The following is a 19,471-nucleotide window of genomic DNA, read 5'->3' on the forward strand; positions in this document are numbered from 1 at the left end:
GTCAGAGCAGTCCCTCGTGCGCCAGCCACCCGAGGTAGCCGCCCTCAACCGCGTCGAAGGGATCGGGGAAGGCCGCCTGCAGGTCGGGGCGCTGGCGGTAGATCACCCGGTGCGGCTTGGCGATCGGCGTCCCGTCGGAATAGGCGCCGTAGGCCCACCAGCCGTCTGGGATCACCGGATCGGTCGCCGCGGCCACCTGGTCCTTGTACCAGTTCCAGATCTCATAGACCGGATAGTTGTCGCCCCCATACTTGCGGGTCATGGCGTCGCCCAGCGGCCCCAGCTTGGTGAAGTGCCAGAAGCGCAGGGGAACCCCGTTGACGGTGATGTCGCCGCCCTTGGGCATCTCGACCGTCCGTGTGCTGAGATTCCAGCTCGCGACGTTGTAGCCCGGGTCGCGGATCACCTTGACCTTGTCGAACAGGGCCGGGACGTGGTCACACCAGCGCTGATCGACGAAGAGGCCCAGCGGCATGTCGTCGTAGCACCAATCCAGCAGGCGCTCGTTCCACCATTCGGCGAAGCGCGCGCCCTCGCCGCCCGCGCGCACGGCCACGAAGCCCAGGTTGAAGATGCCGGTGCGCGAGGCCGACAGGTCGTTGTCGGCGATGGCTTCCGGCGTGTGGTTGGGCTCGATCAGGTGCGGGGTGAGCAGGATGTCGCTGTCCTCCAGCCAGGCCTCCAGCGGGCTCAGGCTGGCGAAGAGGGCGGTGTCCGGATCGAGGTAGATCACCGCGTCCGCGCCGGAGCCGGCGCAGGCCTGCCGCAGGAACGGGCCCTTCACCGCCGTGCAGGCTTCCACCACGTCGTGCTTGAAGAGCCACGCCGCGAAGTCGGCGACGCCAAGGTCCTTGGCCCAGACCACCCGGTCGAAGGGCTCGGCCGCCAGGTAGAGCCGCAGGCCCGGCGGCGGCTCGTCGGTGATCAGCGCCACCAGCTCCCAGTCCGGATGGAAGCGCCGCAGGCTCTGGAACAGCACGCGCGCGCGGTTCAGGTAGGAGAAGGTGAAGCTGGAATAGCAAAGGACCTTCATCCCGCGGCCTCCAGGAGCTCGGCCGTCAGCCCGCTGAACGCCAGGTCGTAGAGCTGCGGCCGCCGGGCGGCGCGCGACAGCGCCGCGATCCCGCCGCCGTCGAAGGCCTGCGCCAGCGCCGCCTCGTCCGCCAGCACCTGGCCGTGCCCGGTCCCGGCCACGAAGGCCGCGACGTTGCCGCTGTCCGGCCCGGTGATCACCGCCGCCCCGCCGGCCACGGCCTCGTAGGCGGTGAAGGAGAAGGTCTCGCGGCAGAGCGGCCAGATCAGCACGGCGTCCACCTCGTGGCGGGCGATGGCGTCACGCATGGCGTTGGGCGCGGCCTCGCTCACGCTCACCTTGTGGAACTCCAGCGGCAGGCGGGGCTGCGTGCGCCCGCCCAGGTGCAGGAAGCGGTAGCGCGGGTCGGCGGCGTGGCGGACGATAAGGTCGCGGAACACCTCCCAGCCCTTGTGGGCCGAGGGCATGCCCACATAGGCGATCCTCAACGGCCGGTTGGCCGGGGTCGGCGGCGCGGGCCCGCGGTCGACCAGGCGGGCGTGGGGCAGGACGACCTCGCCGGCGACCGGGACCGCCGCGCGCGCCTTCCAGAGGCCGAGGGTGGTCGCAGCCGGGCTCACCACCGTCAGCGACAGGCGGCCGAACAGCCGCTCGTGCTCGGCGATGTGGCGCGCCCGCCAGGGGCCGTAGACGCAGATGCCGCAGGCCGCGCTGCCCGGCGGCGGGGCGGCGCAGTCGGCCACGTCGTCGCGCAGCAGGTGGTAGCCGGCGCAGAGGCTCGCGAAATCATGCAGCCAGAAGAAGCCGGCGCTCAGGCCCAGCGCCTCGACAATCTCCGCCGTTTCGCCGGCGTTGTGGCCCAAGAGGCTGTGGATCGCGAAGCTGCGCTGCGCGCTGTCGCGCCCGGCCGCCCTGGACAGAGCCGCCGCGACCGTCGCCGCCGCGAAGAACCCGACCGCCTGGCCGTTCAGCAGCACGCCCAGCGGCCCGGCTTCGCTGCGCTGGCGCACCACCGGCCAGGGCTTGGCGGGATAGAGGTGCAGGTGGTCGCGGCCGAGCTGGGCCATCCGCGCGCCCTCCCGCTGCAGGCAGAGCTGCACGCCGCCGGTGTTGGCCGTGTAGTCGTCGTGGCTGAAGGTGACGTGCAGGGCCGCGAGCCCGGCCCGCGCCCTGGCGGCCAGGGCGGCGGCCAGCTGCGCCTCGTCCCCCTGGGCCAGCCGCGCCGCGGCCCGCTCCACGAGGGCCACGTGCTCGGCCAGGGGCGCCAGGCGCTTGATGATCTCATACCGGAAGCCAAGCTCCAGGCGCGGCGTCCGGCCCTCGGCGCGGCCCGCGGCCAGGTAGTGGACGAAGGGGTTGATCCCCGCGGCGGCGACGTCCGGATTGGTTTCCACATAGTGCGCCAGCGAGAACCCTTCGTTGGGATCGCGCCCCTCGCGCCAGCCCCAGGTCAGGAAGTGGTCGAGCGGGTCGTAGCCGGTCTTCGCCACGTCCGGATTGACCGCCAGATAGAAGTCCGCGTCGAATTCCTGGCCGGCGACCGCGCGGTCGGCGTCGCGCGCCCGGGCGATCGGCCCGTCGGCGCCCAGGCCCTGGAAGCTCCAGGCCGGGGCCGCGCCGCGCCGCGCCGCCTCCAGCAGATAGGCCTCGGCGAAGGCGGAGCGGACCACCTCGCGTCCCTCGCCCCGGCCGCGGACCAGGTAGTGATGGAACGGGTTCCAGCCGGCCTCGGCGACCTCCGGATAGGCTTCCATGTAGGCTCGCGTCGAGAACCACGGCGCCGGGTCGCGCCCCTCGCGCCATCCGGCGGTGAGGTAGTGGCGAACCACGTCCAGCTCGGCGCCGCGCAGGTCCGGATTGACCGTCCAGTAGAAGGCGCCGTCGAAGGCGGTGGCGACGGCTTGATAGGCCCCGTCGCCCTCAGCCTTCAGTCGGGCCTTGACGGCCATGCGGCGCAAATTCCTCTCAGCGGTCAGCGCTCCTGTGCAACAGAAGGCCTGGGGGATCAATCGGGGGAGATCAACCGGGCGGGGCTTGCCGCGCCCGCCGCCCGACCCTAGACCCGATCTCCATGACCACCGGCAATGCTTCCAAGACCGCCGGCCCGGGTGCGCCAGGCGCGGGGCGCAGCGCCTATCTGGTGCTGGGCATGCACCGTTCGGGCACCTCGGCGGTGACCCAGGTGCTGGCGCTCGCCGGCGCGACCCTGCCGCAGAACGTGATGCCGGGCGATACGCACAACGCCAAGGGCTACTTCGAGCCCTGGAAGATCGCGATGTTCAACAACCAGCGCCTGAGGGCCGGCGGCTCGGCCTGGGACGACGTCTTCGCCTTTCCCCACCGGCCGCTGGACGCCCCGGCGGAGCGCGGCTGGCTGGACCGCGCCCTGGCCCTGTTCGAGGACGAGTACGGCGGGGTGCGCCATCCCCTGCTGAAGGACCCGCGGGTGACCGTCCTGCTGCCCTTCTGGCGCGCGGTGCTGGACGGGGTCGGCGTCGGCGCGCGTTGCGTGATCCCGGTGCGCCATCCCCTGGCGGTGGCCGGCTCGCTGGGCCGGCGCGACGGCTTCGCGCCGGAGAAGTCGGTGCTGGTCTGGTCCGCCTACATGCTGGCCGCCGAGGCCTATACCCGCGACCTGCCCCGCGCCTTCGTGGGCTACGACGGCCTCCTGGGCGACTGGCGCGCTGAGGTGAGTCGGATCGAGGCGGCCCACGGCGCGCCCCTGCCCCGGATGACCGAGGCCGCCGCCGAAGCCATCGACGGCTTCCTGACCCCCGACCTTCGCCACAACGACGCGGGCCGGGGCCTGAAGGCCCTGGGCTGGGCGGGCGAGATCGCCGGCCAGGTGCTGGCCTGGTTCGAGGCCGCCGCCGCGGACCAGGCGCCCGATCCTGACGGCCTCGCCGCGCCGGCCCGGGCGCTGGCGGAACGGCAGCGGGAGGTCGGCGTCCTGGTCTCGCCCACCACACGCGACCTGGACGCGGCGCGCACCGAACTGCTCGAGGCCCGCCAGCGGCTGGAGTTCCTCGAGGCCGACGTCGACGCCCTGCGCCGCGACGCCGCGGCGGCCGGCGCGCGGCTCGACGCCCTCCTGGCGCAGGACTAGGCCGCGCGCGTGACGGCGTCTCCCTCCGATCCAGGCGCCCTGATGGCGCGCCGCCGCGCGGCCCGCGAGGCGCGTGAGCGGCTGGGCGAGGCGCGCTGGGAGGCCTTCCAGGCCGCCAGCCGCAAGCGCTACGCCGGGTCCGCCGCCCGCCGCGTCCCGCCGCCGCTCGCCCGCCTGCTGGCCCGCGGCAAGACGCCGGGCCGCGTGCTGCTGCTGCGGCTCTCCGGCCTGTGGGCGCCGGAGCTGGAAATGAGCCTTGGCTCCGCGCCGGGACCGGCCCTGCCGCTCTCGGCCTATGTCCGCGCCGGGCCGGACCCGGCCGCCCAACCCCGCGCCCTGTTCGACCAGGCCTGCTACCTGAAGTCCGCCCCGGCCCTGGCCGGCAGCCGCTGGCCGCCGCTGGCCCACTACCTGGTGGTGGGCGACAGCCATGGCCTCAGCCCGCATCCGCTGTTCGACCTTTCCGCCTACCGCGCCCGTCACGGGGCGGAGATGAGCGCGGGCCGGCTCACCGCCCTCGAGCACTTCATCTTCCAGGGCGCGGCGGCCGGCACCGATCCGCATCCGCTGTTTCGGGTGCGCGACTACGTGGCCCAGTCCGACGAACTGGCCGAGACCGGCGAGAACCCGCTGCTCCACTACCTGCGCCGGGGCTGGCGCGAGGGGCTGGAGCCGCATCCGCTGTTCGCCGGCGCCTGGTACCTGGAGCGCTATCCGCACGCCCAGGCGGCGGGGATAGCACCCCTGCTGCACTATCTGACGGAGGGCGCGGCGGATGGCCTGGACCCGCATCCGCTGTTCGACGTGGCCGCCTATCGCCGCCAGCGCCACAGCGGCGCGGGCGACGCGCTTCTCGACTACCTGGCCGGCGGCGCGCGGGCCAAGGTGAGCCCGAACCCACACTTCAGTCCCGCCTACTACCTGGAGGAGGCCGTCGACCGGCCGCAGGCCGCCGCCAATCCGTTGCAGCACTACCTGACGCTCGGCAGCTTCGAAGGCCTGTGGCCGTCGCCGGACTTCGACGAGGCCGCATACTTCGCCGCCTATCCAGACGCCGCCGAAAGCGGGCTGAGCGCCTTGGAGCACTGGGTGCGCAGCCGCGCCGCGCGGCCGGCCAGAGGCGCCTCGGTAGGCCGCGAGGTCTCGGCCGAGGCCCTGTTCGCCGACCTGCGGCGCGCCGCCGATCCCGATCCGGCGGCTTACGACACGGCCGCTTATGAGGCCTTGCGCCAGCCGCGCGCCGGCGGGACGCCGCGGCCGCCGGTCAAGGTCGTGGCCTTCCGCCACAGCCGCTCGCCGGACTGGTCGGCGGTAGTGCGCGCCCTGCCCAACTTCCGCGGCCACCTGCAGCCGCGCCTGCCGGCGGACGGCTCGGTCGATCCGGCCGACCCCAAGGTGCTGCGCCGCGACACCGAACTGGCGGCGCGCTACGGCTTGGCCGGCTTCTGCCACGAGGTCGCCAGCGCCGCAGCGGTGACGGCGGTGACGGCGACCGATTTCCCCTTCTGCCTGGCCTGGAGCGGCCCCGTTGCAGCCCCGGCGGTGCTGGCGGCCCTGGCTTCGGACCCGGCGCTGAAGCTCGACGGCCGGCCGATCCTGGTGCTGCCGCCTCGCGCGGACGTCGCGGCCTGGCGCGCGGCGGGCGACCTATTCCTGGTCCAGCGCGGCGGCGCGGCCGCAGCCGGCTTCGACGCCCGCCTGCCCGACCTCGCCCCGCCGCGCGCGCCGGAGGGCCCGCCTGGGCCGGTGATCAACCCCGACTTCCGCGGCTTGGTCCACGACCACCGCGCCCTGATGGCCGAGCGGATGGCCGCGGCGCTGGCGCAGGACGAGCTCCCGCTCGTGGCAGCCGCCCACGACACCACGCCGCGCGCCCAGGACACCCCGGTGGTCTGGCATGGCGCGAGCCCCGGCGCCCTGCAGGCCTGGCTCGAACACGCCCTCGACCTGGCCGCCGCCCGCGCGCCCGACCGCCGGCTGGTGTTCCTGCATGCCTGGAACGACTGGGAGAGCGGGGCTGCGCTCAGCCCCGACCGCCGCTTCGGCCACGGCTGGCTGGAGGCCGTCGCCAACGCCGCCGACGCCGACCTGCTGACGCCCGCCGCGGAGGCCACCCGGTGACCGCCCGCGTCACCGTCGTGGGCTACCCCTTCCAGCCGACCGGCATGGCCGAACATGCGCGCTCCACCCTGCGCGCCTTGCAGGCGGTGGGCCTCAAGCCCCGGCTGCTGGACGTCGCCGACGCCAACCGCGCCTTCGATCCGGACCTGGAACGCGACTTCGCTCCGCATCTGACACCGACGCTGGGCGAGGGCGTGAACATCTTCGGGGTCAACGGCGACGAGGCGGCGCGCGTGATCGGCAAGGTCGGCGAGGCCGCCTTCGCCCGCGGCTACAACATCGCCTATCCGGCCTGGGAGCTGGCCCGCTATCCCAAGGCGTGGGCTGAGGTGCTGGACCGTTTCGACGAGATCTGGGCCCCTTCGGCCTTCGTGCAGGCGGCGCTGGAGGACGCGGTCTCGCGGCCCGTGCACCGCATGCCCCTGCCGGTGGACCTGAAGCTCTCATCGTTCCTGGGCCGGCGCTATTTCGCGATCCCGGAAGAGGCCTTCGTGGTGGTGTTCTTCTTCGACTTCGCCTCCTTCGCCGACCGCAAGAACCCCGGCGCGGTGCTGGAGGCCTTCGAGCGGCTGGCGGCGCGCCGGCCCGACGCCGACATCCACTGCGTGATCAAATCGCGCGGCGGCGGCGGCATCGACGCGGCCCAGGCGGCGCTGGAGGCAAGGCTCGCGGCCCTCGGCCCGCGCGCCCAGGCGATCTACGGCGACCTCTCCGACAACGAGATCAAGAACCTGGTGCGGGCGTCGGACGTCTTCGTCTCCCTGCACCGCTCGGAGGGCTTCGGGCGCGGCATGGCCGAGGCCATGGCGCTGGGCAAGCCGGCCATCGCCACCGGCTATTCCGGCAACCTCGACTTCATGGTCCGGGGAACCGGCCTCCTGGTGGACTACGATCTGGTCCCGGTCGCCCCGGGCGCCTATCCGCATGGCGAGGGCCAGGTCTGGGCTGACGCCTCCGCCGAGCACGCCGCGCGGCTGATCGAGCAGCTGCTGGACGATCCGGCGGAGGCGCGGGCCATGGGCGCGCGCGGCAAGGCCTTCATCGCCGAGCACTATTCGGTCCGGGCCGCCGGCGAACGGGCGCTGGCGCGGCTGAAGGCGATCGGGCGGGCCTAGGTCTCGTTCGCGACCCGGCGCCAACTCGGCGGGTCAAGGGCGGCGTAGAGAAGGCCGACCATCGCCGCCAGATCCACCAGGTAGAGGTAGCGGTAGTCGCAGGCCACCGAGATCACCGCGAAGCTGGCGGCGAACAGCAGGCTGCCGGCGAGGAGGCCGATCACTGCAATGTCCGCCGGCGCACGGCGGCGCGACAGCCAGAGGATCAGCGCCAGGCTGACCACGGCCCAGGTCAGGTGCGAGAACACCGGCGTGCCGAAGAAGCGCCGCGCATAGGCCATGACGCCCTTATTCTGCGGACTGACGCCGCCCAGGATGTCGAGGTCGGCGATCTGGTCCGCCGGCCCGATCACGCCCACCTGCACCGGCAGGCAAGCCTCCAGCTTCGGCGTCAGGAAAGTCCAGCGGAAGACGTCGGCCCGCTGCAGGGCGTAGGCCGCCGGATAATGGATTACAATCCGCCGCCACTGGGCGCCGATCGCCTGGGCCGGGACGTGCCAGAGGGTGCGGCGGAAGGCCGGGTCGCTGTCCAGGGTGTCGACCCGGCTGGGGTCATAGACGGCGGGCCCCTGCCGCTCGATCAGGTCCGCGGCGGCCGGGTCGGCCTTGGCGATCTCCTTCAGCTTCAGGCCGGGGTGGTGCGCCTTGGCGCCCACGATGTCGTAGTGCTGCAGCACGCGGACGCCGAGGTCGGCTTTCAGGGTCGGCGAGCTCTGGGGCGGCTGGGCCAGGCGGTTGAGGCCGAACGCCAGGACGACCACCGCCGCCAGGCCGCCCAGGCCCCAGGCGACGCCGCGACGCCAAGCGCCGCTCCGTCCAGATCCCGTCGAGGCGATCCAGGCCAGCACCAGCGCCGCCGCGACCGCCACGATCAGCCCGTTCTGCCGCGCGAGCCCCGCCATCGCCAAGCAGACCATCGCGCCCAGGAGGGGTAGGACGGGCGGTCTCGCCGCCCAGCGCTCGCCGGCGTGGGCCAGGAGGACGAAGCCCGCCACGCTGAGGTTGGCGAACAACACGTCGCGCCAGACGATGCCCTGGTAGATCAGGACCTGCGGCGTCAGCACCACCAGGGCGCCCAGGGCCACGGCGGCCCAGGTCGCGCGCGGCCGCAGCCGCGTCAGCGACATCAGGCTCAGGAACAAGATGGCCGATGAGGCGGCAATGTAGAGGCCGGTCCCGGCCACCAGGTGGTCGAAGGGCTTCAGCACCCAGGAGGAGACCGCCGGCGCCCAGGTCTGGCGCACCCCGCTGCGCGCCTCGGTCAGCGACACCACCGAATCCAGCGACATCTGGCCGGGGACATTGACCGCCAGCGTCAGCAGGAGGCCCAGGAACATGGCCGCGCGGAAGGCTTCGCCCGCCCGGCCGCCGCCGACCTTCCCGCCTGTCTGGACCGCCTCGCTCAACGCCTGTTCCGTCCCCGCCAAGCCTTCCCATGTTAGGTAGAAGCCGGCCCTGGGCTTGGGAAGCGGCAATCGCGGTTCGCCGATAAACCGCTGGGGCGCCGGGCGCGGGCTTGCTAAGCCTGCCGCAAAGGGAACGCGAGGAGACGATCTGGATGAGCGGCGCGCGCGACCTTGCGGCCTTGCTCGCCCGGTTCCCCAAGACCCGCCCGTCCCTGCCGCCCAAGCTGGCGGCGATCTACACCCAGTACTACCTGGCCAACCGCGGCGGCGAGACGCCGGCCTCGTCGTTGTCGCAGCGGCTGGAGGGCTGGCTGCACCGGCAGGTGGCCGCCGACGTGAAGGGCGCAATGGACCCCGGCGCGACCCTGGAGCTGGGCGCGGGAACCCTGAACCAGATGGCCTATGAGCCCTCGGGCGGGGCCTACGACATCATCGAGCCCTTCCAGGCGCTGTTCGCCGACTCGCGCTGGCTGGGCGGGGTGCGCGACGCCTTCGCCGACATCCGCGACGTGCCCGTAGGCCGCACCTACCAGCGGATCACCAGCATCGCCTCGCTGGAGCACATCTGCGACCTGCCCTTCGTCCTGGCCCGCGCCGCGCGGCTCCTGGCGCCGGGCGGGACCCTGCGCGCGGCCATCCCCAGCGAGGGCGGCCTGCTCTGGAAGCTGGGCTGGATGGCCACCACGGGCCTGGAGTTCCGCGTCCGCCACGGTTTCGACTACGGCCTCCTGATGGCCCACGAGCACGTCAACGACGCCCGCGAGATCGAAATCCTGGTGCGGGCCCTGTTCGAGGAGGTCGAGGTGAAGAGCTTCGGCCTCGGCCGCCAGCTGTCGCTCTACCGCTTCCTGGCCGCCCGCAAGCCGCGCCTGGATGTGGCCGCCGACTGGGAAGCCCGTTTCATCGGGGCTCAGCCGGCGGCGGGCGCCTTGCGCCGGGGCCAGGGCGGATCGACGGCGGCGTAGACCAGGCCGGCGATGGCCGCGAGGTCGGTGAAGTAGAGGTAGCGGTAGTCGCAGGCGATGGAGATGATGAAGAAACTCGACGCGAAGGCCGCGCCGGCCAGCTGCAGGGCGGCCATGGCGATGTCGCCCATCCCGCGCCGCCAGAGCAGCAGTCCGGCCAGGACCAGGGACACCGCCGCGTAGAAGGCGTGCGACATCACCGGAGTGTCCAGGAACCAGCTCGCATAGTTGGCCAGCATCACGTCGGACTGCACATAGCGGTGCTGTAGGCCGAGCGGCGCCATCTTCTCAGCCGGGGCGTCGACGCCCACGTAGATCGGCAGGCACCAGTCGACCACCGGCGGGGCGAACACCCAGCGGAAATCCTCCCAGCGGATCCGCAGGTAGAGCGCCGGATGCTTCAGGATCAGGTCGAACCACTGCTTGGAGAAGGCCGCGTCGGAGAGCTTGTCGAGACCGTCCTGCATGACCGTGTCACGGTCCATGAAATCCACCCGGCGGCCGGAGTAGTCCGGCTTGGCGCGCTTACGGACGATGGCGGTGGCGGCGGGGTTGGCGGCGGCCAGGATGTCGGTGCGGTAGGTGGGATCGAGGGCGACGGCGCCCACCAGGTCATAGCTCTGGACGATCCGCACCCCGGTGCCGATCGCATTGTCGTTGGGCGCCTTGGGCGGCTCGGAGAGCAGGGTCTCGGCTTGGCCCACGACCACCAGGGCGACCAGGGCGCCGAGGCCCCAGACGATGCCGCGCCGCCAGCGTCCGCGCGCGGCGATCGCCCCCAGCGCCAGGGCGGCGAAGGCGCCGGCGATCAGGCCGTTCTGGCGCACCTGATCGCCCGCCGCCATCAGCACCAGGGCCGCCGTCAGCAGCGCCCAGCGGCGCGCACGGTCGTCCCAGAGGCGGCCGGCGTGGCCGATCATCACGAAGCCCGCCACCGCGCAGTTGGCGAACATCACGTCCTTCCAGACGATGCCCTGGTAGACGGCGAGTTGCGGGGTCAGCACCGCCGCCGCCGCCGCAAAGGGCGCGAGCCAGCTCACCCGCGGACGCAGGTCGGCCATGGCCGCCAGGCTGCCGAACAAGAGCGCCGCGCTCACCATCACATAGAGCGAGGTCCCGGGGATGAACCCGTCGAAGAAGCCCAGCACCCAGGCGTAGAGCGCCGGTCCCCAGGTCTCGCGGATGTGGAAATGGCCCTCGTAGAGCTGGGCCACGGAATCATAGGAAAGGTGCCCGGGCAGGTTCGCGCCCAGCATGCCGACCAGGCCGACCGCCAGCACCGCGCGCAGGGCGGCGCGGGCGCTGATCTTTGTCTCCAGCCCAAGCATGCGCCCGCCAAAATCCTTCTTATCCCCGAGGTTTAGGTACGGCGCGCCTTGCCGAATGAGAAGCGAAAAGGCGGGCTCGCTTGGCGCGCCCGGCCAATCGTGTTGAGTTGCCGCCATGACCGCCGAGGCGCTCTCAATCCGGCCGGCTGGGACCGCGCCCGCCCAGCTGGAAGCCTATTCGCGCCTCCTGAACGCGGCCTTCGCCACCGAGAGCTTTTCGCCCGCCGCCCTGGCCTGGCGCTACCGGGACAATCCGGCCGGCGCGGTGGTGGGCGCCGACGCCTGGGACGGCGAGCGGCTGGCGGCCCACTACGTGACCTGCCCGCTGGAGGCGCGGATCGACGGCCAGGCCGTGCGCGGCCTGCTGTCGCTCAACACCGCGACCCATCCCGACTACCAGGGCCGCGGCCTGTTCACGAAACTGGCGGAGGCGGCGTACGCGAGGGGCGCGGAGAGCGGCTATGGCTTCGTCATCGGCGTCGCCAACGCCAACTCGACGCCGGGCTTCCTGCGACGGCTGGCCTTTCAGCACGTGGGCGCGCTGCACGCCGGGATCATGGCGCGCCTGCCGCGACGCTTCTCCGACGCCACGCCGCAGTACGCCGGCGCCTGGCGCGACGAAACCCTCGCCTGGCGCTTGGCCAACCCCGGCGGCCGCTATGTCGCCGCCCGGCGGGGCGAACTGACCGCCGTCTGGGCCAAGACCCATCTGCCTTTCGTGCGCTGCGCGGCGCTGCTGCCGGGACATCCGGCGACCGGCGTGGCGGGCGCGCCGCCCTGCGCCAGCCTGTTCCTGGGCCTGGAGCCCAGGATGTCGCTGGGCCGCCAGGGTTTCCTGGCCATTCCCGACCGCCTTAGGCCCTCGCCGCTAAACCTGATCTGGCGGGCTCTGGGCGAAACCGCCCCCGCCGCGTTAAGAGCCGACGCCGTGGCGCTCAACTTCCTGGACTTCGACCCCTACTGACATGACCGTCGTCTACATCTTCGCCCACTTCGACGACGAGTACTGCGCCCTGCCGCTGGTGAAGGCCGCCGTGGCGGCGGGCGAGGACCAGATGTTCCTCTACGTCGCCGACTACCGGGCGCCGGAGCTCGCGGCCACGCGCCACGCCGAGACCCGCGTCCTGCTGCGGCGCCTGGGCGTCGACCCGGCCCGCGCGGTTCACGTCGGCGCCGGGACCGGGGCGCAGGACGGGGCGGTGCACAAGGCGCTCGCGCCCGCCCACGCGGCGATCGAGGCGGCGCTAAAGGGCGTCGAGGTCTCGAAGATCGTCTGCACCGCCTGGGAAGGCGGCCACATGGACCACGACATGTGCGCGCTCCTGGCCTGCGAGGTCGCCGCAGCGCGGGGTTGGCCGCCCATCGAGACCGTCAGCCTCTACAACGGCCCACGCCTGCCGGGCTGGCTCTACCACGGCGCCTCGCCCCTGCCGCAGAACGGGCCGGTGCGGCGGGTGCGCCAATCCTTCCGCGAATGGCTGACCTGGATGGGGCTGGTGACGGTGTTCCCTTCGCAGACCAAAACCTGGCTGGGCCTCTGGCCGGCGATGTTCTGGAGCTACGCGCGGCGCGGCTTCGGGGTGCAGACCCTGGACCCGGCGCGCATCCGCGAGCGGCCGCATCCCGGCAGCCTGTTCTACGAACGGATGTTCAAGGTGCCCTACGACGAGGTGCGGGCCGCCGCCGACGCTTTCCTCAGCCGCCGGTCGGCCTGAGGCCCTGGCCCTGCATGATCACCGCGAAGCCCGCCAGCATCAGCAGATAGCCCAGCGCGAATCGCCAATCGAGCGGCTCTTTGAACACCAGCCAGGCCACCAGCGGCACCAGGCCCGAGCCCACGATGGAGAAGGCGTAGGCCAGCGACAGCGGCACCCGCGTCAGGATGTAGAACCAGAACAGCGCCGTCAGCCCATACCAGGCGAAGGCCCCGATCAGCGGCAGGTTGGTGACCAGCCGCAGCAGGAGCGGCCCGGTCATCCGCGCATTGGTCACCGCGGCGAACTTGAACAGGGTCTGGCCCACCGGCAGGGCGAGCGAGAAGCCGGCGCAGAGGGCGGCGTCCTTGAGGTTCACGCGGCGGCCTCCTCGGCTTCCATCCGCACCACCGTGCGCAGGTAGGGGTGGATCGGCCGGCCGGGCACGTTCAGCACATCGAAGTTCATCGCCTGCATCAGGAGCTGCGCGCCCAGCATGATCGGCAGGGCCGCGGCCATGACCACGCCGGCTGACGCCGGCTGGCCGTGCTGGTGGCTGGCCAGGTACTGCAGGCCGTAAACCACCCCGAACACCAGGGAGATCAGGCCGAAAACCAGTTCCAGGCTGGCGGCGTTGAAGTCGCGCACGAAGTACTGGCCCAGCACCCGCTGGAAGAAGTTGGTGGCGTGCTTGAGCGCGAAGGGCCCGACGATGGCCCCGACCCTGAGGTTGGAGACCTCGCCGCCGTAGCGGGCCGGCATGGGCACGTCGCGCACCACCGCCCGGAGCGTGCCCAGGTGGTAGAGCAGGTCGGTCTCGAAGAAGAAGCGCTGCGACACCCGCTTCTCGATCGCCATGCGCGCCACCTGCGCCTCGATGGCGGTGTAGCCGTTGGTGGGGTCGAAGATGTTCCAGTAGCCGGTGGAGAGCTTGGCCGCGAAGCTGAGCGCGGCGTTGCCGAACACCCGCACGGTGGGCATCGACGCCAGGTGGCTGATCGAGGTGAAGCGGTTGCCCTTGGCGTAGTCGGCCTCGCCCAAAAGGATCGGGGCCACCAGGTGGGCCATGTAGCCCAGGTCCATCTGGTCGTCGCCGTCGACCTTGACCAGCACCTGGCCGCCACGGGCGATGGCCTCGCGGTAGCCGGCCATGGTGGCGCCGCCGACGCCCTGGTTCTGGGCCAGCTTGACCACCACCACCCTGGGGTCGGTGACGTTCTGCTCGATCAGCTCCCCGGACTTCTCGGGGCAGGCGTCGTCAACGCAGACGATGCCCTCGACCCACGCCGGCGCCTTGGCGATGACGTCCAGGATATGGGCCCGGACCTTGTAGCAGGGCACCACCAACCAGATACCGGCGCCTTCCAGGGTCGGCGCCGGCGCCCGCAGGAAGCGCCGCCGCTCCTCGGCAGGCTGGGCCGCGCCCCGCGTGCTATTCTCGATGGGCGACGCCATGCCCCCGGCTAACACGCCGGCGGGCGGGTGGCAAAACGGGTATGCCCTGAGGGCGGCGTCAGGCGCCGTCCTTGCGCCGCAATAGGCTAGCCTGTTAGGAGCGCGCCTTCGCGGGGCGCCCAGCCCTTCCAGGACGCTTATGACCACCGCCACCCACATGCTTCGGACCGGACGGCGCGGCGCGCTGTTCGAGTACCAGATGGCGTTTCGGGACCTGCGCGCGTCGGTGGAGCGAATCGACCTGGCCTGGTCGCTGGCCTGGCACGACGTCGTTTCCCGCTACCGCGGCTCGATCCTGGGGCCGTTGTGGATCACGCTGTCCATGGGCCTGATGGTGCTGGGGATCGGCGTCCTCTACGGCGAGCTGTTCCGTGTGCCGTTGCACGAGTTCATGCCCTTCGTGGCGCTCGGCATCGTCTTCTTCGGCGTCGTCACCGCCACGATCAACGAAGGCTGCGACACCTTCGTCCAGGCCGCCGGCATGCTGTCGCAGACCAGCCTGCCGATGTTCACCTTCATCTGGCGCACGGTGCTCAGGAACCTGATCAACCTGGCGCACCACATCGTCATCGTCCTGGCGGTGCTGGTCTATTACGGCTTCTGGCGCATCGCGAACTATCCGGTCGCCCTGCTCGGGATCTTCTTCCTGATCGTCAACGTGGCCTGGATCTCCATGCTGGTGGCGATCATTTCGGCGCGGTTCCGCGACATCCCGCAGATTGTGGCTTCGATCACCCAGTCCGCGGCGATCATGACGCCGGTCTTCTGGCTGCCGGACCGCATCCCGCCGCGTTATCACCTGATCCTCGACGCCAACCCGTTCTATCACCTGCTGCAGGCGGTCCGGGCGCCCCTGATGGGCCGGGGCGTCGAGCCGCACACCTTCGCCTTCCTGGCCGGCATGGCGGTGGTGGGCTGGGTCCTGGTCTTCAGCCTGTTCGCCAACACCCGCCGGCGGATCGTCCACTACCTATGAAGCCGCCGCCCGTTTCCATCTCCTGCAAGGACCTGACCCTCAGGTTCCCGGTCTACGGCGTCGACGCCAAGTCGCTGAAGAAGCACTTGGCCAAGATCGCGGTCGGCGGCCGGCTGGGCTCGCACCACGGCTCGGCCGAGGTCACCGCCATCTCCAACCTGAGCCTGGAGCTGAAGGCCGGCGATCGCCTGGGCCTCGTGGGCCACAACGGCTCGGGCAAGACCACGCTGCTGCGCGCGCTCTCCGGGGCCTATGAGCCGGACGAGGGCTCGATCGAGGTGCAGGGCCATATCGCCGCCCTCCTCGACCTCAACCTGGGCATCGACCCCACGGCGACCGGCATGGACAACATCCGCCTGCGTGGCCGCATCGCCGGCCTCACCGCCCGCGAGGTCGACGAGCGCCTGCCGGAGATCGCGGAATTCTCGGGCCTGGGCGCCTTCCTGGAAATGCCGGTGAAGACCTATTCCGCCGGCATGCAGGCCCGCCTCGCCTTCGCCGCCGCCACGGCGGTGGAGGCCGACGTGCTGCTGATGGACGAATGGATCGCGGTGGGAGACGCCGACTTCCAGAAGATCGCCCACAAGCGGCTCCTGAAACTGGTGGAGCGCGCCGGCATCCTGGTGCTGGCCTCCCACGACGTGGAGCTCCTGCGGCTCTACTGCAACAAGGTCATGCGGATGGACGGCGGCGTCGCCTCGCCGGTCACCGACATCAAGAAGCTCGACGAGCTCTTGGCCGCCTAGATTGCGGCGCGAAGCCAACCCCTGATAGACCGCTGCTGGGCAGCGGGGCCGCTAGGTATCGCCTTGGACGTCATCTTCACCATCGTTTCCCGCAACTACGCCGCCCAGGCCGCGACCCTGATGGAGAGCGTCGCCGCGCAGGAGCCCAAAGCCCGCCGCGTCGTGGTGGCCACCGACGGGCCCATCCCGCAGCTCGAGCGCCTGGCCGAGGTGATCGACGCCCGCGAGTTCGGCCCGCCGTACAACGCCATGAGCGTCTATTACGACGCGCTGGAGCTGAACACGGCGGTCAAGCCCTACGTCTTCAAGACCTTCCTCAGCCAGGCGGGCGTGGGATCGGCCACCTACCTCGATCCGGACATCGTGGTCTTCCGGCCGCTGGACGCCGTGCGCGCCGGCCTGGCGCAGGCCCAGCTCGCGCTCACCCCGCACCTGACCAAGCCCCTGCTGGGCTCGGCCATGCCCAACGACCACGCGATCCTGCAGTCGGGCTCGTTCAACCTGGGCTTCTGTTCCGCCCGGGCGGAGACCAAGACCGTCGACCTGATGAGCTGGTGGGCCGACCGCTGCGAGTTCGACTGCCGCGTCGACCTGAAGAACGGCCTCTTCACAGACCAGCGCTGGATGGACCTGTCGCCGGGCTTCGTCGACAGCCTGGCGGTGCTGCGCGATCCGGGCCTCAACCTCGCCTACTGGAACCTGGAGGGCCGCGACCTGGCCAAGGGGCCGGACGGCTGGACGGTCGATGGCCATCCCCTGAGCTTCTTCCACTTCTCGGGCTTCGACCCGGCGCGGCCGGACGTGCTCTCCAAGCACCAGGACCGGGTGCGGGTGAACCCCGGCACACCGCTGAGCGAGCTGCTCGCCGGCTATGCGGCGGCCATGCTGAAGAACGGCCACGAGACCAGCCGCGCCGTCCCCTACGCCCACCTGCGTTTCCCCTCGGGGCGGCCGATCACCGCCTCAATGCGCCGCCGGGCCCTGCGCGCCGCCCGCGACGGCAAGGACTTCTCCGCCGGCCTGACCCCGGCGGTCGAGGCCTGGCTGGACGCGCCGGACCCGGAGGCCGCCCTGCCCGGCCTGCCGGACATCACCCGCACCATGAGCCAGGTCTGGCGCGACATCCCCACCGGCTACCAGCTCGACCACGAGGTGGGCCGGGTCGGCTTCCACCAGTTCTTCGCCGAGCATGCGACCACCCTGGGCGCCGACGCGCTGGCCGGCTCGGCGGCGGAGGCGTTGCTGGCCGCCTGGCGCAGCGGCACGCGCGAGCCGGAGCTGTCGATCTGGACCGAGCCCCCGTGGCGCGGGCCCGCGTCGGGCGTCTTCGACTGGCTGCGCGAGCCCGCCGCCGACGGCGTGCCGCGCGCGGCCAAGGCGCTGCTGGCGGCCCGCGCTGACCTGCGCGCCAAGTTCGAGGGCGATCCCAAGGGCCTGATCGCCTGGTGCCTGGGCGCCGAGGCCGCCGCCGGCCGCTTCGCGCCGGACCTGCTGCCGGCCAGCGTATTGGAGGATCTGGCGCACGATCCGGCGCCCCTGCTGGCCGCCGCGCGGCTGGCCGATCCGGGCGCCAACGACCTGAAGCGCAGGCTCTCCGCCGGCTTCGGCGTGGCCGCCCGAGCCGGCTGGCCCGAGGCGATCACCGAGGCCCTGCGCGCACCCTTGCTGGAGGCCGCCCCCGCACAGCCCGCGCCCTTCATCCGCCTCTTCCTGGAGATCTGGGCCAGCCGCGTCGACCTGCAGCGGCTGTTCCCGCTGCGCACCGGCGGCGAGCGGTTCAAGTTCCTGCGCTGGCTGGTGGGCGGCGGCCTCGCCGAATACGGCGTCGAGTTCGACGCCCTTCCGGCCCATGTGCGCCTGCACCCGCAGATGCAGCTCGCCCGTCTGACCGTGCGCCAGCGCCAGCCCGCCGCGCGCGCCACGCCAGAGCGCCGCGTCGCCGAGCTCTGGGTGGTCGAGGGCGCGGAACTGGCCAAGGAGGCCGCGGCCGACCGGCTGGTCTACGAGACCGGCGGCGGCTGCTTCCTGGGCCCCGGCGGCCCGGCTGGGGCGCCGGCCCAGGCCGATCTCGTGCGCTTCCTCAGCCACCCCGACTTCGTCCCCGCCGACGCCGTGGCGCTCTACGCGCGCGGCGTGCGCTGGAGCCGGGCGGTGGGCGTCTGGGATGCCGAGACCGCCCAAGCCCTGGGCGCCGACACCGTGGGCCTGGGCTTCGTCGACGAGGTCTGGGCGCCCGCCGCGCCGGCCGGCCTGTTCCGGCCGTTGAAGACGCAAGGGTCGGTCGCCGCATGAGCCCGCCCTCTTGCAGGGCCTGATCTCCTCGGCGCGCCGCCTCTGGCGCCAGGCCCTGCCGGAGCCGGTGCGCAAGCTGGCCGCGCCGGTGTTGAACACCGCGCTCGAGACCTACGTCCGCCGCGCCGCCCGCGCCGCGCACGGGGCCGAACGGACCGAGGGTCCGATCAAGCTGGTCGGCTACTTCGCGGGTTCGCACGGCATCGCCGCCTCGGCGCGGCTGGCGGCGCGGGCCTTCGAGGCCCTGGGCGTCCCGGTGGAGCGGCTGGACGTCACCGACGCCAAGCTGGACTGGGCCGGGCGGCTGACCGCGCCGGTCTCGGCCTCGGCCTGGATCTTCCACCTGAACCCGCCGGAGCTGCTCGCGGCGCTGGCCTGCCTCGGGCCGCGGCGACTGGTTGGGCCGCGCTACGGCTATTGGGCCTGGGAGCTGCCGCGCGCGCCGCTCCGCTGGCGGCGCGACGCGGCCCTGGTGGACGAGGTCTGGGCGCCCAGCCGCTACACCGCCCACGCCCTGGCCGGCGCCGCGGCCCCGGTGCGGGTGGTGCCGCATCCGCTGTTCCTGGAGGACTACACCAACGTCGCCCCGGCCCCGCGCACCGCCGGCTTCCAGGGCGTCAGCGTCTTCGACTTCAACTCCTCGCTCGCGCGCAAGAACCCGCAAGGGGCGATGATCGCCTGGACGCGGGCCTTCGGCGGCCACGACGACTGCGTGCTGACGCTGAAGACCCAGAACGGGGCGCTGTTCCCCGACCGGCTGGCGACCCTGTGCGCCTCGGCGCCGTCCAACGTGCGCATCGTCGACGAGGTCTGGCCCTATGAGCGGGTGAAGAGCCTGATCGCCGGCGCCGACGTCCTGGTCTCCCTGCACCGCGCCGAGGGCTTCGGCCTGACGCCGGCCGAGGCCATGGCGCTGGACACGCCGGTGGTCGCCACCGCCTGGTCTGGGGTGCTCGACTTCATGGACGAGGATTGCGCCCTGATGGTCCCCGCGACGCCGACGCCGGTGGCCGATCCGCAAGGGGTCTACCGCGGCCAGGCCTGGGCCGAGCCGGACCTGGAGGCGGCCGCCGCCATGCTGGCCCGCCTGCGCGCCGAACCGGGCCTGGGCCGCCGCCTGGCCGAGGCCGCCCGCGCCCGCGTCGCCGAGCGGCTGTCGCCCAAGGCCTGGTTCGCGACCCTGCCGCCGCAGGTCCAGGCCGCGGCCGAGCGGCTGCGCGCGGGCTAGGCCTCC

At 72.3% G+C, this 19,471-nt stretch carries 16 protein-coding genes; 10 read left to right on the forward strand and 6 right to left on the reverse strand.

The window, feature by feature from the left end:
- Window position 1: 1 nt before the first annotated feature.
- On the reverse strand, window positions 2-1,033 hold the full coding sequence (locus tag E8A49_RS18290) for a hypothetical protein (protein ID WP_293384849.1): 1,032 nt from the start codon (window positions 1,031-1,033) through the stop codon (window positions 2-4).
- The gene (locus E8A49_RS18295) at window positions 1,030-2,982 is read right to left on the reverse strand and encodes a hypothetical protein (protein ID WP_293384852.1); all 1,953 of its coding nucleotides are present in this window, start codon (window positions 2,980-2,982) and stop codon (window positions 1,030-1,032) included. Before E8A49_RS18295 ends, E8A49_RS18290 begins: the two co-directional genes overlap by 4 nt.
- Before the next feature lie 122 nt (window positions 2,983-3,104).
- On the opposite strand from E8A49_RS18295, the gene E8A49_RS18300 reads away from it, so the two are divergent.
- Genes E8A49_RS18300 through E8A49_RS18310 form a run of 3 tightly spaced genes read left to right on the forward strand, consistent with a single transcriptional unit; the run spans window position 3,105 to window position 7,375 of the window.
- Complete coding sequence (locus tag E8A49_RS18300; protein WP_293384855.1) at window positions 3,105-4,139, forward strand: hypothetical protein; 1,035 nt, start codon at window positions 3,105-3,107, stop codon at window positions 4,137-4,139.
- A gap of 42 nt (window positions 4,140-4,181) precedes the next feature.
- Window positions 4,182-6,260, forward strand: a complete 2,079-nt coding sequence (locus E8A49_RS18305; protein ID WP_293384858.1) for a glycoside hydrolase family 99-like domain-containing protein — start codon at window positions 4,182-4,184, stop codon at window positions 6,258-6,260.
- On the forward strand, window positions 6,257-7,375 hold the full coding sequence (locus E8A49_RS18310; protein WP_293384862.1) for a glycosyltransferase family 4 protein: 1,119 nt from the start codon (window positions 6,257-6,259) through the stop codon (window positions 7,373-7,375). The genes E8A49_RS18305 and E8A49_RS18310 overlap by 4 nt, the downstream gene beginning before the upstream one ends.
- On the opposite strand, the gene E8A49_RS18315 is transcribed toward E8A49_RS18310, so the two are convergent.
- A complete protein-coding gene (locus E8A49_RS18315; protein ID WP_293384865.1) occupies window positions 7,372-8,781 on the reverse strand; it encodes a hypothetical protein in 1,410 nt (469 codons plus the stop codon). The genes E8A49_RS18310 and E8A49_RS18315 overlap by 4 nt on opposite strands.
- Window positions 8,782-8,933: 152 nt before the next feature.
- On the opposite strand from E8A49_RS18315, the gene E8A49_RS18320 reads away from it, so the two are divergent.
- Window positions 8,934-9,746, forward strand: a complete 813-nt coding sequence (locus E8A49_RS18320) for a class I SAM-dependent methyltransferase (RefSeq protein ID WP_293384868.1) — start codon at window positions 8,934-8,936, stop codon at window positions 9,744-9,746.
- Here the strand turns inward: E8A49_RS18320 and E8A49_RS18325 are convergent.
- Entirely contained in the window at window positions 9,692-11,074 is a 1,383-nt protein-coding gene (locus E8A49_RS18325; RefSeq protein ID WP_293384871.1) for a hypothetical protein, read from the reverse strand. The genes E8A49_RS18320 and E8A49_RS18325 overlap by 55 nt on opposite strands.
- Window positions 11,075-11,189: 115 nt before the next feature.
- On the opposite strand from E8A49_RS18325, the gene E8A49_RS18330 reads away from it, so the two are divergent.
- Window positions 11,190-12,038 carry a GNAT family N-acetyltransferase gene (locus tag E8A49_RS18330; RefSeq protein WP_293384874.1) on the forward strand — a complete coding sequence of 283 codons (849 nt, stop codon included), beginning with the start codon at window positions 11,190-11,192 and terminating at the stop codon, window positions 12,036-12,038.
- Between the two features lies 1 nt (window position 12,039).
- Window positions 12,040-12,789: a PIG-L family deacetylase gene (locus tag E8A49_RS18335; protein ID WP_293384877.1), complete on the forward strand. Its 750-nt coding sequence runs from the start codon at window positions 12,040-12,042 to the stop codon at window positions 12,787-12,789.
- Here the strand turns inward: E8A49_RS18335 and E8A49_RS18340 are convergent.
- Complete coding sequence (locus E8A49_RS18340) at window positions 12,770-13,147, reverse strand: hypothetical protein (protein ID WP_293384880.1); 378 nt, start codon at window positions 13,145-13,147, stop codon at window positions 12,770-12,772. The genes E8A49_RS18335 and E8A49_RS18340 overlap by 20 nt on opposite strands.
- Complete coding sequence (locus E8A49_RS18345) at window positions 13,144-14,223, reverse strand: glycosyltransferase family 2 protein (RefSeq protein WP_293384883.1); 1,080 nt, start codon at window positions 14,221-14,223, stop codon at window positions 13,144-13,146. The genes E8A49_RS18340 and E8A49_RS18345 overlap by 4 nt, the downstream gene beginning before the upstream one ends.
- A 139-nt stretch (window positions 14,224-14,362) precedes the next feature.
- Between E8A49_RS18345 and E8A49_RS18350 the strand changes: the two genes are divergently transcribed.
- The 4 genes from E8A49_RS18350 to E8A49_RS18365 all read left to right on the forward strand — a co-directional run bounded on the left by E8A49_RS18350 (window position 14,363) and on the right by E8A49_RS18365 (window position 19,465).
- A complete protein-coding gene (locus E8A49_RS18350; protein WP_293384886.1) occupies window positions 14,363-15,199 on the forward strand; it encodes an ABC transporter permease in 837 nt (278 codons plus the stop codon).
- On the forward strand, window positions 15,196-15,945 hold the full coding sequence (locus tag E8A49_RS18355; RefSeq protein WP_293384889.1) for an ATP-binding cassette domain-containing protein: 750 nt from the start codon (window positions 15,196-15,198) through the stop codon (window positions 15,943-15,945). The genes E8A49_RS18350 and E8A49_RS18355 overlap by 4 nt, the downstream gene beginning before the upstream one ends.
- A gap of 63 nt (window positions 15,946-16,008) precedes the next feature.
- The gene (locus E8A49_RS18360; protein ID WP_293384892.1) at window positions 16,009-18,237 is read left to right on the forward strand and encodes a hypothetical protein; all 2,229 of its coding nucleotides are present in this window, start codon (window positions 16,009-16,011) and stop codon (window positions 18,235-18,237) included.
- 10 nt (window positions 18,238-18,247) lie between these two features.
- Complete coding sequence (locus E8A49_RS18365; protein ID WP_293384895.1) at window positions 18,248-19,465, forward strand: glycosyltransferase; 1,218 nt, start codon at window positions 18,248-18,250, stop codon at window positions 19,463-19,465.
- The last annotated feature ends 6 nt before the right edge of the window (window positions 19,466-19,471 follow it).

It is taken from the genome of Phenylobacterium sp., from assembly GCF_004799515.1.
In the GTDB taxonomy this organism is placed as follows: domain Bacteria; phylum Pseudomonadota; class Alphaproteobacteria; order Caulobacterales; family Caulobacteraceae; genus Phenylobacterium.

Excerpts from the sequence above, each read along its gene's own strand:
- E8A49_RS18290 (WP_293384849.1), bottom strand. The coding sequence starts at position 1,033 with ATGAAGGTCCTTTGCTATTCCAGCTTCACCTTCTCCTACCTGAACCGC.
- E8A49_RS18295 (WP_293384852.1), bottom strand. The coding sequence starts at position 2,982 with ATGGCCGTCAAGGCCCGACTGAAGGCTGAGGGCGACGGGGCCTATCAA.
- E8A49_RS18300 (WP_293384855.1), top strand. The coding sequence starts at position 3,105 with ATGACCACCGGCAATGCTTCCAAGACCGCCGGCCCGGGTGCGCCAGGC.
- E8A49_RS18305 (WP_293384858.1), top strand. The coding sequence starts at position 4,182 with ATGGCGCGCCGCCGCGCGGCCCGCGAGGCGCGTGAGCGGCTGGGCGAG.
- E8A49_RS18320 (WP_293384868.1), top strand. The coding sequence starts at position 8,934 with ATGAGCGGCGCGCGCGACCTTGCGGCCTTGCTCGCCCGGTTCCCCAAG.
- E8A49_RS18325 (WP_293384871.1), bottom strand. The coding sequence starts at position 11,074 with ATGCTTGGGCTGGAGACAAAGATCAGCGCCCGCGCCGCCCTGCGCGCG.
- E8A49_RS18330 (WP_293384874.1), top strand. The coding sequence starts at position 11,190 with ATGACCGCCGAGGCGCTCTCAATCCGGCCGGCTGGGACCGCGCCCGCC.
- E8A49_RS18335 (WP_293384877.1), top strand. The coding sequence starts at position 12,040 with ATGACCGTCGTCTACATCTTCGCCCACTTCGACGACGAGTACTGCGCC.
- E8A49_RS18345 (WP_293384883.1), bottom strand. The coding sequence starts at position 14,223 with ATGGCGTCGCCCATCGAGAATAGCACGCGGGGCGCGGCCCAGCCTGCC.
- E8A49_RS18350 (WP_293384886.1), top strand. The coding sequence starts at position 14,363 with ATGACCACCGCCACCCACATGCTTCGGACCGGACGGCGCGGCGCGCTG.
- E8A49_RS18355 (WP_293384889.1), top strand. The coding sequence starts at position 15,196 with ATGAAGCCGCCGCCCGTTTCCATCTCCTGCAAGGACCTGACCCTCAGG.